The following is a 12,817-nucleotide window of genomic DNA, read 5'->3' as shown; positions in this document are numbered from 1 at the left end:
TCGTCCGCCCGGCTGCCCCCTCGCCCTCCCCGCTAACGCCGGAAATTCAGGAGTTGAGAAACGTCCAGGGGCACGTTCTGCCCGCCCGACACCAGCTTGCCGTCCCACTTCACCTGTGCGCTGCCGCCCGAGCGCAGGGCGCTGGCCGCGCTCGCCGCGCTCAGGAAGTTGATGGTCAGCGGCAGGGTGACCTGCTTCGTGCCACCGGGCTCCAGCAGGCCCAGGTCACCCGTGTTGAGGTTGCCCACACTGGCGCCGGCCACCTTCAGGCCACCGCTGATGCCGGCCACCGGCAGCGGGAAGCTGTTGCGGTTCTTCACCACGAGGGGGAACTCCACCGTGGCGCCCTGCAGCGTGACGTTTGTGATGCGCGGGGCCTCGAACTGCACCTGCGGAATCTTGGGGACCTCGAAGACGCCCTCGTGCTCCAGGGGGAACTTGAGCACGCCGATGGGCGTCTGGATGCCCAGGCTGCCCTGTGCCTTGTAGCGGGCGCTGTCCTTGGTGAGGAACGTCGTCACCACGGGGGCGATGTCCGCGAACTTCACGTTGGCCGGGAAGGTGAGCTCCGACTTGCCCCGGGCCGCGATGTTGAGGCCCTTGGGCGGCGTGCCGGCCACCACCTGCTTGTCCTCGACGAAGAAGGCGTAGTCGATGGAGGCCAGCGACAGCCCCAGCGGGTTGGGGTTTTCAATCTGGTAGACGAGGTCCACCGTGGCGTCGGAGAGCGAGGCCTGGGACAGCCGCGCCGTCTTGAAGGTGAGGCGGGGCTTCTGGAAGGCGTTCTTCAGCATCTTCTGCATCGAGGCGCAGCCAGCGAGCAGGACGAGGCCGAGGGTGGCGACGAGGAGGAGGGGTCGGTTCTTCAGGTTCATGGTCATGGGCATGTCAGCGGACGGATGAGCCGCCGGGCCATTCAAACCGGCTCGTGGAGCGGACCGCCACTCTCCGTGTGACAACATGCATGGGGCCGGGGAGCGGTGGTAAGTCTGGTGCCGTGAGAAAGCTCGACTCCGGTTCCCGGCTCCTCCTCGCCGCCCTGTGTGCCCTGCTGTCGCTGCCCGCCTGTACACGGAGTGCGGGTGCGGAGACCTCGCGCAAGATGGCCCTCGAGCCCTGCCGGCTGGAGGGCGTGGGACGCCAGGCCCTGTGTGGCACCCACGAGGTGTGGGAGGACCGCGCGGCGAAGAAGGGCCGCAAGGTGCCGCTCAAGGTGGTGGTGGTGCCGGCGCTCGCGGCCTCGCCCGCGCCGGACCCGCTCGTGCTGCTGGCCGGTGGCCCCGGACAGGGCGCCGCGAAGCTCGCCGGACACATGGTGCCCGTGCTCGAGCGCATCCAGCGCAACCGCGACCTCGTCTTCGTGGACCAGCGCGGCACCGGAGACTCGCGGCCGCTCGCGTGCGACCCCGTGCCTCCCGATGCGCCGCTGGCCAAACAGTTCGACTCCAACTTCTATGAAGAGGAGTTCCGCAAGTGCCTGGCGGGCTACGACGCGGACGTGCGCCTGTACACCACGCCCGTCGCCATGGACGACCTGGACGAGGTGCGCGAGGCGCTCGGCTACCAGAAGCTGAACCTGTACGGCGTCTCCTACGGCACGCGCGCGGCGCTGGTGTACATGCGCCAGCACCCGGAGCACGTGCGCACGGCCATCCTCGAGGGCGTGGCGCCCATGTCGCTGCTGCTGCCCCTCTACGTCGCGCGCGACAGCCAGCGCGCCCTGGAGCTCCTCTTCACCCATTGCGAGCAGGACGCCGAGTGCAAGAAGCGCTACCCGGACCTGCGGGGCCGCTTCGAGGCGCTGCTCGCGCAGCTGCAACAGGCTCCGGTGCACACGAAGGTGGAGCACCCTCTCACCGGCGTGCCCGAGGAGCTCACCCTCACCCGGGAGGGCTTCACCGGCGTGCTGCGCGGACTGCTCTACATGCCCGAGGCGGCGTCGCTGGTGCCGCTGGTGCTGGACAGGGCCACGCAGGGGGACTGGCGGCCGCTCGTCGCCATCCACCACAGCATGAGCAGCGGCATCAACGGCAACATGAGCCAGGGCATGTTCCTCTCCGTGGTGTGCGCGGAGGACGCGCCCCACATCACCCCCGAGGCCATCGAGCGCGAGACGAAGGGTACGTGGCTGGGCTCGGCCGGGGTGAGCAACCTGCTGCTGCCCTGCGCCTTCTGGCCGAAGGGCGAGCTGCCCAAGGACTACCGCGAGCCCGTGAAGTCCGACGCGCCGGTGCTGCTGCTCTCCGGAGAGTTGGATCCCGTGACGCCGCCCTCGTGGGGCGACGACGCGAAGAAGACGCTGACGCACAGCCTGCACGTGACGCTGCCCGGCGTGGGCCATGGGACGAGCTCCATCGGGTGCGCCCGCGCGCTGATGGAGGACTTCGTGAACCGCGGCAGCGTGGAGGGCCTCGCGTCGAAGTGTGGCGAGGGCCTCAAGCGTCCTCCCTTCTTCACCTCCTTCGCTGGCCCGGTGCCCTGACATGATCGAAGTGACGAACCTGCACAAGCGCTTCGGCGCGGTGACGGCGGTGGAGGACGTGAGCTTCCGCGCCGAGGACGGCGTGGTGACGGGACTGCTCGGGCCCAACGGCGCGGGCAAGACGACCACGCTGCGGATGCTCTACACGCTCATCCGGCCCGACAGGGGCAGCGCGAAGGTGGACGGGCTGGAGGTGGCGGACAAGCCGCTGGAGGTGCGCCGCTCCATCGGCGTGCTGCCGGACGCGCGCGGCCTCTACCCGCGCCTGACGGCCCACGAGCACATCCACTACGCGGGCGAGCTGCACGGCCTGTCGGGCGCCACGCTGGACAAGCGCATCGCCGAGCTGGTGGAGCTGCTGGACATGAAGGAGATCGAGCACCGGCGCACCGAGGGCTTCAGCCAGGGCGAGCGCATGAAGGTGGCGCTGGCGCGGGCGCTGGTGCACGGGCCTCGCAACGTGCTGCTGGACGAGCCCACCAACGGGCTGGACGTGATGAGCACGCGCGCGGTGCGCACGCTCATCCGCCGGCTCAAGGAGCAGGGGCACTGCGTGGTGTTCTCCAGTCACGTGATGCAGGAAGTGGCGGCGCTGTGCGACCGCATCGTGGTGGTGGCGAAGGGGCGGGTGGTGGCGGACGGCACTCCGGACGAGCTGCGCACGCGGACGGGGAAGGACAGCCTGGAGGAGGCTTTCGTGACGGTCATCGGCAGTGACCAGGGGTTGATGCAGTGAGGGCGCTCCTGACGGCGGTCTTCCGCAAGGAGATGAGGGACCATCTGCGCGACCGGCGCTCGGTGTCGAGCGTGCTGGGCGGCTCGTTGATGGGGCCCGTGCTCTTCGCGGTGATGTTCTCGGTGCTGGCCTCGTGGAACCGGCAGGACAAGCCGCTGGAGCTGCCCGTGGTGGGGCGGGCCCACGCGCCGAGCCTGATGGCCTTCCTGGAGCGCTACGGCGTCCAGCTGTCCGACGCTCCGCCCGACTACGAGTCGCGCATCCAGGCCGGCACGCTGGACGCGGTGCTCATCGTCCCCGAGGACTACGGGAAGGACTTCGCGGCGGGACGCTCGGCGAAGGTGCAGCTGGTGATGGACAACTCGCGCAACAAGGCGCGCTTCACCATCCGGCGGACCCAGGCGCTGCTGAGCCAGTACGCGGGAGTGCTCGGCACCCAGCGGCTGATGGCGCGCGGCGTGGCGCCCGAGCTGGCCTCGCCGGTGCGGGTGGAAGAGGTGGACCTGGCCACACCGGAGCGGCTGGCGGCGAGCATCCTCAACATGATTCCGCTCTTCCTCGTCATCTCCTGCTTCATGGGCGGGTTGAACGTGGCCATCGACACCATGGCGGGCGAGCGGGAGCGTGGCTCGCTGGAGCCGCTGCTGCTCAACCCGGTGCAGCGCGGGACGCTGGTGGTGGGCAAGTGGCTGGCCACCACGGTGTTCTCCTGCACCATGGTGGTGGTGGTGGCGGTGGCCTTCATGCTGGTGGCCAGGCGGGTGCCGCTGCAGGACCTGGGCGTGAAGGTGAGCCTGGACGCGGTGGCCGCCGCGGCCATGGTGGGCTCGGTGCTGCCCCTGGCGCTGCTCGCGTCGGCGATGCAGATGCTCGTGGCCACGTTCGCGCGCTCGTTCAAGGAGGCGCAGACGTACCTCCAGCTGCTCATGATGCTGCCCATGATTCCGGGCATGATGCTGGCGCTCTCTCCCATCCAGAGCCAGACGTGGATGTTCGTGGTGCCGGTGCTGGGCCAGGAGCTGCTGGTGTCGGAGCTGATGCGCGGCGAGCCGCTGGGCGCGCTGCCCTTCGTGCTGAGCACGGTGGGCTGCGTGGCGCTGGCCGCGGTGTGCCTGGCGGCCATCTCCCGGCTGCTGAGCGACGAGAAGATCGTCTTCGGCCGCTCCTGAGCCGCTCCCGAAGACACGGTCGCCAGCGGGCGGGGGCCCACCCACTGGCGGCTGGAGTCGAGCGCGTCTGTCCGGGGACTACTTCACCACGGTGGTTTTCTTCGGGAGGGTGGGGAAGCCTCCTCCAGGCAAGCAGCCGCGGCCGATGATGGAACCCGTCTGGATGGTGGACAACAGCCCGCCACGAATCGTCGTCTTGATCTTCATGTGTTCGCTCCCTGTGATGAGACCTTCACATGGATGGAGAGGCGAAACGGCGTTTGTGACTTCAATTCCCGGCGATGGAGCAGTGCGTGGTGTCCTCCGTGGTCTCGAGGGCGATGCCCACCTCGTCCCGGAGCACGTCCATCAGATGGGGCAGCACGCCGAAGGTGCCCACGCGCAAGCGGTGCTGGAGCGCGAGATCCTCGCTGGTGAGCTTGCGCTCCGGATGGGGCCGCTGGAGCAGCGCATTGACCTGACGCTGGACACCGTCCAGGGCCCGGAGCACCGGACGCTCGATGGCCAGGAAATCGGCGATGGCATCCGCCACCGTGTCGAGGACGTCCCTCCGGGTCCCCGAGGGTGAGCCCGCTCGCGCGTGGAGCAGCTCCCGGAGCAGCGTGCGGGTCCGCGCATCCATCTCGTCCCTCGCGGGCGTGAACACGTCCCGCAGGTGGAGCAGCGTGTCCTCCCGGAAGCCCCGCATGCCGCGCTGCGCCCGGTCGAACATCTCGATGTAACGGGCCTCGGCCCAGTCCCGCTGCGCCGCCTGCTCCATGCGGGTGGGCAGGATGAGCTCCCAGTCCCGCTCGACATGCTCCCGCAGCCGGCCCAGGACGCTGCCTGGCGCGTCCTCCACCGGGAGCAGGGCCTCGCGAATCACCTCGTAGGCGCGGGCCATGTAGCTCCAGAGGTTGAACTGGAGCGCGTAGAGCTGGAGCCCGAGCTGCCCGTAATCCACCGCCGCGGGGATGTCGGCGTTCCACTCCGGCACCGCGGGCGGCGCCCCCGTCACGGGCTTGCCCTCCATCAACGTCGCGAAGAGCTCCTCCACCATGGGCTGTGGACCCGCGCAGACGCCCCGGCCCGAGATGAAGAAGTTCCCGTACTCGACGAAGCGGTACAGCTCGGCCGGCGTGATGGGGGTGTCGTACGGCATCGGCCGCTCCGGGAGGAACATCAGGTAGGCCAGCACCATCCGCACGCCGTCCGTCACCCGGAAGATGGAGGACAGCACCGGCTCCAGCGTGCCGTTGGGCACGGGCGCGTTCCCTCGCATCAGCAACAGGGTCGGCAGCGCCAGCACGTCGCAGGCCAGGGCGTGCAGGTCCCCCATCCGCCAGCGCCCGTCCGGGAGCAGGGGGTAGCGCCGCAGGAACTCCTCGCGGACCCGGAGCAGTCCCTGCATCATCGGCTTCCAGTAGCGCGTCATCGCCTTGAGCGCCGTCACGTTCATCTGCGCCTCGTTGCGATAGCGGCTGCCCGGGTACTGGCACATGCGCCACTCCGTTGGAATCTTCATCCGCATGGCGTTGGGGAAGACGTTCATCTCCCCCACGTGCCGCCCCTCCGCATCCAGCGCCGGGTGGGCGATGCGATGCACCGGCATCACCGTCTCCAGATGGCCCAGCTCCAACGGCCGCCCCGTCAATCGCTCCATGACCCGGGCACAGTCCGGGTTCCACCACAGCGGCTCGGTGGGCGCTTCCCGCCGCGCCTCGTCCTCCATCAACTTCCGGTGGAACTCGCTCTCGGTGGGCGGCTTCCCCGGGGGCTCGCGCGTGAGGAACCCCTCGGCCAACAGGGCCTCGAGCAGCCGTTTCACCCGCTCCCAGGCGTAGGGCTCTCCCGTGCTCCACGCCGTGGCGCTGCCCGCCATGAACTGGTCCTGTTGCATCAGCGTCTCCCCGAAGGCGAACAGGTCCGGCTCATCGAAGGACACCTCGTCGTAGCCGAAGTGGATGAGCAGCTCCGGGTGGCCCTCCTCGTTCGTCACGTACTCGCTCGTGAAGCGGCGCCGCAGGGGCACGTACAACACCTCGTGCGGATCCAACGGCACGGCTTCCCGAGCGGATTCCTGCTCCACCTGGGGCTCCTGCGACACGGCTTCCTGATTCATGCGAGCGCTCCTGGGAGCGGGCCCGGGATGGTCACGCGCGCACGGGCCGCTCCAGACGAGGGTGGACCTCGAGGGGACTGAGCACCGGACAGGGCCTTTGTGATGCTCATTCCCGTGGGTCCGGCCTGCCTGGAGGGCGAGCGGGCTGAGCCTCACGAGCGGGGGCGTCCCTCACGAAGCCAGCGGGTGCCCTCCATCCCCGCGGTGCCGATCGGATGGGACAGTGCAATCACGCACGAGGGTGGGGGGGGGCTCATGAGGGTCCTCCGTGGGGTTCTCCATGAAGGTTGAAGGCTTGTTCCCACGCACATGGCGCGCGCTGCTGCGACGGCGGGGCCGGCCGGTGCTCTGGCTGCTGCCGGTGGGATTGATCGCCATCTGGGGCCTCTGGTTCCTCCAGGCCCGTGTCACCGTCTACGAGCGCAGCGCACAGGCCCGGCTGGAGCTCCATCGCGAGGTGTATGCGATCGATGCTCCCGTGGATGGGCAGGTGGTGGCCACGCAGGTGGAGCTCCACCGCTCCGTGCACACGGGAGATGTCCTCGTCGAGCTGGGGCATGACGAGCAGGCGCGCCAGGTGGCGGAGGCGGAGGCCTCGCTTCAGGGATTGGGCCCCCAGTTGGACGCCGCTCGCGCGGAGCTGGCGGCGGAGCAACTGGCACTGGTGGAGCAGAAGGGGCAGGGGACCGCGGGAGTGGAGGAGGCGCGGGCCCGGCTCACCGATGCCGAGGCGGTGGCGCGCCGCGCCCAGAAGGAGGCGGCCAGCTTCGAGCAGCTCTTCCAGCGGGGCGTGGTGAGCGAGATGGAGTGGAGCCGGGTCCGCACGGAGTGGGAGCGCTCCCAGGCCGCCGAGCAGGCCGCCCGGGCTTCCCTGATGCGGGTGAGATCGGAAGGGAGCCTGCAGTCCTCCGACCGGCTCACCCGCCTCGCCTCGTTGCGCGGGGAGATCGCCCGGCTCGAGTCGGAGGAGCGTGTCGCGCGCGCCACCCTGGAGCGTCTGCGCGACGAGCTGGAGGGCCGGATCGTTCGAGCGCCAGCGGACGGAGTCCTCGGCGAGACGAGCTCCGTGCGAGTGGGCGCGCAGCTGAAAGCGGGGGATCCCATCGCGACGGTCGTGGCGGGCGGGCCCGTGCGCATCGTCGCGCAGTTCACCCCGGAGGCCCTGGGGCGGATCCGCGAGGGCCAACGGGCGCGCATGCGGTTGGAGGGCTTCTCCTGGACGGAGTTCGGAATGATCGAGGCCTCCGTCGTCGCGGTGGCCAGTGAGGCGCGCGACGGCCTGGTGCGGGTCGAGCTGTCGGTGGACGAGCTGCCACGAGGCATCCCGCTCGAGCATGGTCTGCCAGGCACCATCGAGGTCGCGGTGGGCGATTCCACGCCGATGCGGCTCGTGCTCCGCACCATGGGGCAGGGACTCGATGGCCCGGCTCGGGCCTCGGCTCCGGCGCAGGCGCGGGTCCAGCAGCCGAAGGGCGGGAGCTGAGTCCATGGCGGGTAGACCACGTCTCCTCATTCCGGAGGTCATCCAGACCTCGGCCATGGACTGCGGCCCCGCGGCCCTCAAGTCCCTGCTCGATGGCTTCGGCGTCCCCGTCAGCTATGGCCGGCTCCGCGAGGCCTGCCAGACCGATGTGGACGGCACCTCCATCGACGTCATCGAGGAGCTGGCCGTCACGCTGGGGCTGGAGGCGGAGCAGTCCATGCTCCCCCGGGACTATCTGTTCCTCGACGAGACCCGGGCCCTGCCGGCCATCGTCGTGGTGAGCCTCCCGAACGGCAGCCTGCATTTCCTGGTGGTCTGGAAGAAGTGGGGCCCCTTCGTCCAGGTCATGGATCCCGCACGCGGGCGGCGGTGGATGTCCGTGACCGAGCTGATGGACCAGCTCTTCATCCACGCGATGCCCGTCTCCGCCGAGGGGTTCCGCGAGTGGGCCGCCACGGATGAGTTTCTCGGAGGTCTGCGCCGGGGGCTGTCCTCCGTCGTCGGTGGGCCCCGCTCGGAGCGGCTGATTGCCCAGGCGCTCGAGGACCCCACCTGGAAGGGCATCGCCTGCCTGGATGCGACGGCGCGGCTGGTGCGGACGCTCGTGGAGGGCGGCGGCGTGCAGTGGGGTGAGACCGCGGTGGCGTTCCTCGAACAACTCCTGCGCGAGGTGCGCACCGCCCTGGACGAGGGCCGTGCCCAGCAGCTCATCCCCTTCACCTACTGGACGGCGTTGGGACGGCCGGACGCCGAGCAGCTCTCCCTGCGCGGCGCCGTGTGCGTCAAGGTCAGTGGGCTGCGCGGCGAGCGCGGCGCGGATGAACCACCGCTGCCCCCCGAGCTCGATGCCGCCTTGCGCGAGGCTCCCACCCACCCGCTGCGTGAGCTGGTGGCCCTGCTGCGCCGGGATGGGGTGCTCGCGCCCGCGGTGCTCGCCGCCATCGGTGTGTCCGCGGCCGTGGGTGGCTTCCTGGAGGCCCTGCTCCTGCGCGGGGTCATCGACGCGGGGCGGTACCTCACCACCTCGGGACAGCGCCTCGCCGGAGTCGTGACGCTGATCGCCCTGCTGGGCGTGCTGCTCATGCTCGAGTTGCCCCTGTCGCTCGGCACGCTCCACCTGGGGCGGCGGCTGGAGCTGCGTCTGCGGCTCGCCTTCCTCGACAAGATTCCGCGCCTGGGCGACCGCTACTTCCGCAGCCGGCTCGTCTCGGACATGGCGCAGCGCTGCCATGGCATCCACCAGGTGCGCACCGTGCCAACCCTCGCCGTCACCCTGTTGCGCGCCTCCGCCGAGCTGCTCGTGACGCTCGCGGGGTTGATGTGGCTGTCCCCACGCAGCGCCCTGTTGATCCTCCTCTCGGGTGGAATGTCGGTGGCCGTCCCCGTGCTCGCGCAGCGCTCGTTGCTCGATGCCGATCGCCGGATGCGGGACTTCGATGGCGTGCTTTCGGGCTTCTACCTGGACGCCTTGCGCGGGTCCGTGGCCCTGCGCGCCCACCGGGCCGGGCCCACGCTGCGCCGCGCCCAGGAGGAGCCGCTGCACGAGTTCATCTCCGCCGCCCGCACCCTGCTGCGCCGGAGCACCACCGCCGAGACGCTCGCCTCGCTCGTCGCCACCGGGGGCTCGGTGGCCATCGTCGTGCACGCGCTCTCGCGAGGGCTTCCTCCCGGCGCGATCCTGCTGCTCGTCTACTGGGCGCTCGCCCTGGTGACGCTGGGCCGGCAGATCGCCGAGGGCTTGCGCCAGTACCCCGCCGCGTCGTCGCTCACCGGCCGCCTCATGGAGCCGCTGCTCGCTCCGGACGAGGTGGACACGTCCGTCGCGCTGGCCACACAGCCCCGGACGGAGCGGCCCGTGGAGGCGGCTCGGGGCGTGGGCTTCTCGCTGCGTCAGGTGGACGTGAAGGCCGCGGGCCACACCCTCCTGCACGGAATCGACCTCTCGGTCCGGCCCGGTGAGCACGTCGCCATCGTGGGGCCCTCGGGGGCGGGGAAGTCGTCGCTGGTGGGCCTCCTGCTGGGCTGGCACCGGCCCTCCGCTGGACACGTGGAGGTGGAGGGCGAGCCGCTGGAGGGCGAGGCCCTGTGGCGGCTGCGGCGGGAGACGGCGTGGTTGGAGCCGGAGGTGTCGCTCTGGAACGAGCCGCTGGTGGACAACCTCACCTATGGCACCGACCCGGCCGAGGTGCTGCCTCGGGTGGGGCGGGCCCTGCACCAGGCCGACCTCGTCGAGCTGCTCGACACGCTGCCCGAGGGACTCCAGACGCGGCTGGGCGAGGGCGGTGGCCTGCTGTCGGGGGGCGAGGGGCAGCGGGTGCGTCTGGGCCGCGCGTTGCTCCGTCCCGGGGTGCGGCTGGCCATCTTCGACGAGCCCTTCCGGGGGCTGGAGCGGGACCGGCGCACGGCGCTGCTGGAGCGGGCGCGGCGGGAATTCGAGGGGGCCACGCTGCTGTGCATCATGCACGACATCGCCGAGACGCTCTCGTTCGACCGCGTGCTGGTCATCCAGGACGGGCAGCTCGTGGAGGACGACGCACCCCGGACGCTCGCGGCGCGCGCGGACTCGCACTACCGCGCCCTGCTGGACGAGGAGGCGTCGATCCAGCGCGAGCTGTCCGCGCGGGACGGGTGGAGGCGGCTCGTCCTGGAGCAGGGCGTGCTCACCGAGCGACGTGGGGAGGAGCGGGCGAATGCGCAGGGTGAGTGACGTGGAGGCGGTGGTCTGGCCGCTGGAGCGCGCGGGTGATGCGATGGAGGCGTTGGCGAGAGCGGCTCGGATGCCGCTGCCCAACCCGTTGCCCACCCTCTCGCGCGCGGTGCCCGCGGAGCATAGCCGCGTGGGCGAGTGGATGGACGGCGTGGCCCAGGCGTTGGGGCTCGAGCTGCTGCCGCACTACACGCGCCACGGTGAGGTCGAACAGGTGTTGAGCCGTGCGGCCCCGGCGCTCGTGGAGCTGACGGGCGCCCGGGTGATCGCGCTGCTCCGGCTGCCGTCCTCGGGACGGACCGCGCGCGTCATCGCGCCGGATGAGACGGTGCACGAGGTTCCGCTCTCCTCGCTGACCGCCGCCGCGCAGGCGCGCGTCGAGCACATCCAGGGACCCTTGGTCGATCACGTCCTGGCGCAGACCGCTCTGGAAGAGCCCCATCGGACCCTGGCCCGGAAGGCGCTGCTGGGGGCACAGCTCGCGAACATCTACCTCTTCGCCGCACGCACGCTCCGGCTGCCTCCGGGAGCCCGCATGCGCCATCACCTGCGGGCACTGAAGGCCGGACGGCGGCTGGTGCTGCTCTTCGTGCTGGCGGCCATCGTCCAGGTGTGTGTGCTCTCCAGTTGGTGGTTGATTGGCCGGGGCGCGTTCGAGGGGCAGTTGGATCCGGGGTGGCTCTGGGCCTGGGCGCTCATGGGGCTGACGCTGGTGCCGCTCCAGGCGGCGCTGACCTGGGTGCAGGGCTCGCTGGCGATGCAACTCTCCGCGCTGATGCGCAGGCAGTTGCTGGCGGGGGCGCTCGCGCTGCCCGTGGACGAGTCCCGGCGCGGAGGGATTGGCGAGTTCGTCGGGAGGACCTTCGAGAGCGCGGGCATGGAGCAGCTGGTGCTGACGGGCGGCTTCGCGAGCCTCCTGGCGGTGGTGGACCTGGTGCTGGCCGCGAGCGTGATGGTGACGGGCCCCGCGGGCTGGTACGGGCTGGTGGCGCTGGGCGGCTTCTGCGGCGTGCTGGCGGTGCTCGTCATGCGCCAGGCGGTGCGCTTCCGCGCGTGGACGGATGCGCGGATCGCCATGACGCATGCCCTCATCGAGCGCATGCTCGGCCACCGGACGCGGCTCGCGCAGGAGCGGCCGGAGCGGTGGCACGACGCGGAGGACCAGGAGCTGGCCCACTACGCCGAGGCCTCCGAGCAGTTGGATGCAGCCACGGCCCGGGTATCGGCACTCGCCAGGAGGGGGCTGCTCCCGGTGGCGATCATCGCGACGCTCCCCGCCGTGCTCTCGGGGGCCTCGACGGCGAGGATCGCGGTGGGCGTGGGCGCCGCGCTGCTGGCGGCGCGAGCCGTGGGCTCCCTGTCCGTGGGTGTCCTGGCCATCTCGGGTGCGCGCGTGCTGTTCCGCAGCATCCGTCCCATCCTGGAGGCCGCCCGGCGCTCCAGTGCCAGCACCACGGGGGGCGCGGCCGCTCCCCTGCCTCCCGAGGTGGCTCCTCCGGAGACCCAGGCCCTGCTCGAGGTGCGCGACCTCGTCTTCAAGCACACGGGGGCTCCCCGGGCGGTGATCGAACGGGCCTCGCTGACGGTGCGTGCCGGTGAGCGCGTGCTGCTCGAGGGACCCTCCGGCTCCGGCAAGTCCACGTTCGCCTCCATCCTGACGGGACTGCGGGGACAGGGCTCGGGGCTGCTGCTGCTGGGCGGCCTGGACATGGCGACCTGGACGCGGGACGGGTGGGGCGCGCAGATAGCAGGGGCTCCCCAGTTCCACGAGAACCACGTGGTGTCCGGCACGCTGGCGATGAACCTGTTGCTGGGGCGCACGTGGCCTCCCACCCCCGATGACCTGAGCACCGCGAAGGCGCTCTGCGAGGAGCTCGGCCTGGGGGAGTTGCTGGCACGCATGCCCTCCGGATTGATGGAGCTGGTGGGCGAGCGCGGCTGGCAGCTCTCGCACGGGGAGCAGAGCCGTGTCTTCGTGGCGCGGGCGCTGCTGCAGCGGGCCCGGGTCGTGGTGCTCGATGAGGCCTTTGGCGCGTTGGATCCCGTGACCATGCGCAAGGTGATGGCGTGCGTGGAAGCCCGTGCCTCCACGCTCATCGTCATCGCGCATCCCTGAGGGAGGCGCTACGCCTGCCGAGG

General features: G+C 70.8%; 9 protein-coding genes. 6 read left to right on the top strand and 3 right to left on the bottom strand.

What is annotated here, in order from left to right:
- Nucleotides 1–32: 32 nt before the first annotated feature.
- Complete coding sequence (locus AC16DP_RS01435; protein WP_329725998.1) at nt 33–875, bottom strand: LEA/WHy family protein; 843 nt, start codon at nt 873–875, stop codon at nt 33–35.
- An 89-nt stretch (nt 876–964) separates the two neighbouring features.
- On the opposite strand from AC16DP_RS01435, the gene AC16DP_RS01430 reads away from it, so the two are divergent.
- From AC16DP_RS01430 to AC16DP_RS01420, 3 genes are read left to right on the top strand one after another with little or no spacing between them, the layout of a single operon-like run.
- Nucleotides 965–2,482: an alpha/beta hydrolase gene (locus tag AC16DP_RS01430; protein ID WP_414640668.1), complete on the top strand. Its 1,518-nt coding sequence runs from the start codon at nt 965–967 to the stop codon at nt 2,480–2,482.
- A gap of 1 nt (nt 2,483) precedes the next feature.
- The gene (locus AC16DP_RS01425; protein ID WP_329726000.1) at nt 2,484–3,218 is read left to right on the top strand and encodes an ABC transporter ATP-binding protein; all 735 of its coding nucleotides are present in this window, start codon (nt 2,484–2,486) and stop codon (nt 3,216–3,218) included.
- The gene (locus AC16DP_RS01420; protein ID WP_329726001.1) at nt 3,215–4,387 is read left to right on the top strand and encodes an ABC transporter permease; all 1,173 of its coding nucleotides are present in this window, start codon (nt 3,215–3,217) and stop codon (nt 4,385–4,387) included. The genes AC16DP_RS01425 and AC16DP_RS01420 overlap by 4 nt, the downstream gene beginning before the upstream one ends.
- A 78-nt stretch (nt 4,388–4,465) precedes the next feature.
- Here the strand turns inward: AC16DP_RS01420 and AC16DP_RS01415 are convergent, their stop codons facing one another.
- Both AC16DP_RS01415 and AC16DP_RS01410 read right to left on the bottom strand, forming a co-directional pair.
- Nucleotides 4,466–4,594: a hypothetical protein gene (locus AC16DP_RS01415; protein ID WP_329726002.1), complete on the bottom strand. Its 129-nt coding sequence runs from the start codon at nt 4,592–4,594 to the stop codon at nt 4,466–4,468.
- Between the two features lie 61 nt (nt 4,595–4,655).
- Complete coding sequence (locus AC16DP_RS01410) at nt 4,656–6,488, bottom strand: hypothetical protein (protein WP_329726003.1); 1,833 nt, start codon at nt 6,486–6,488, stop codon at nt 4,656–4,658.
- Between the two features lie 295 nt (nt 6,489–6,783).
- On the opposite strand from AC16DP_RS01410, the gene AC16DP_RS01405 reads away from it, so the two are divergent.
- The 3 genes from AC16DP_RS01405 to AC16DP_RS01395 are packed head-to-tail and all read left to right on the top strand — an operon-like array spanning nt 6,784 to nt 12,794.
- The gene (locus AC16DP_RS01405) at nt 6,784–7,971 is read left to right on the top strand and encodes an HlyD family secretion protein (RefSeq protein ID WP_329726004.1); all 1,188 of its coding nucleotides are present in this window, start codon (nt 6,784–6,786) and stop codon (nt 7,969–7,971) included.
- Between the two features lie 4 nt (nt 7,972–7,975).
- Nucleotides 7,976–10,678, top strand: a complete 2,703-nt coding sequence (locus AC16DP_RS01400) for an ATP-binding cassette domain-containing protein (protein WP_329726005.1) — start codon at nt 7,976–7,978, stop codon at nt 10,676–10,678.
- Nucleotides 10,662–12,794, top strand: a complete 2,133-nt coding sequence (locus AC16DP_RS01395; RefSeq protein ID WP_329726006.1) for an ABC transporter ATP-binding protein — start codon at nt 10,662–10,664, stop codon at nt 12,792–12,794. The genes AC16DP_RS01400 and AC16DP_RS01395 overlap by 17 nt, the downstream gene beginning before the upstream one ends.
- Nucleotides 12,795–12,817 lie beyond the last annotated feature (23 nt).

The organism is Archangium sp. (assembly GCF_057119385.1).
The sequence above is the reverse complement of the archived record's forward strand: the minus strand, read 5'-3'. Positions and strand labels throughout refer to the sequence as shown.

Coding starts and splice junctions, on each gene's coding strand:
- AC16DP_RS01410 (WP_329726003.1), bottom strand. CDS start 6,488: ATGAATCAGGAAGCCGTGTCGCAGGAGCCCCAGGTGGAGCAGGAATCC.
- AC16DP_RS01435 (WP_329725998.1), bottom strand. CDS start 875: ATGAACCTGAAGAACCGACCCCTCCTCCTCGTCGCCACCCTCGGCCTC.
- AC16DP_RS01415 (WP_329726002.1), bottom strand. CDS start 4,594: ATGAAGATCAAGACGACGATTCGTGGCGGGCTGTTGTCCACCATCCAG.
- AC16DP_RS01425 (WP_329726000.1), top strand. CDS start 2,484: ATGATCGAAGTGACGAACCTGCACAAGCGCTTCGGCGCGGTGACGGCG.
- AC16DP_RS01400 (WP_329726005.1), top strand. CDS start 7,976: ATGGCGGGTAGACCACGTCTCCTCATTCCGGAGGTCATCCAGACCTCG.
- AC16DP_RS01395 (WP_329726006.1), top strand. CDS start 10,662: ATGCGCAGGGTGAGTGACGTGGAGGCGGTGGTCTGGCCGCTGGAGCGC.
- AC16DP_RS01430 (WP_414640668.1), top strand. CDS start 965: ATGGGGCCGGGGAGCGGTGGTAAGTCTGGTGCCGTGAGAAAGCTCGAC.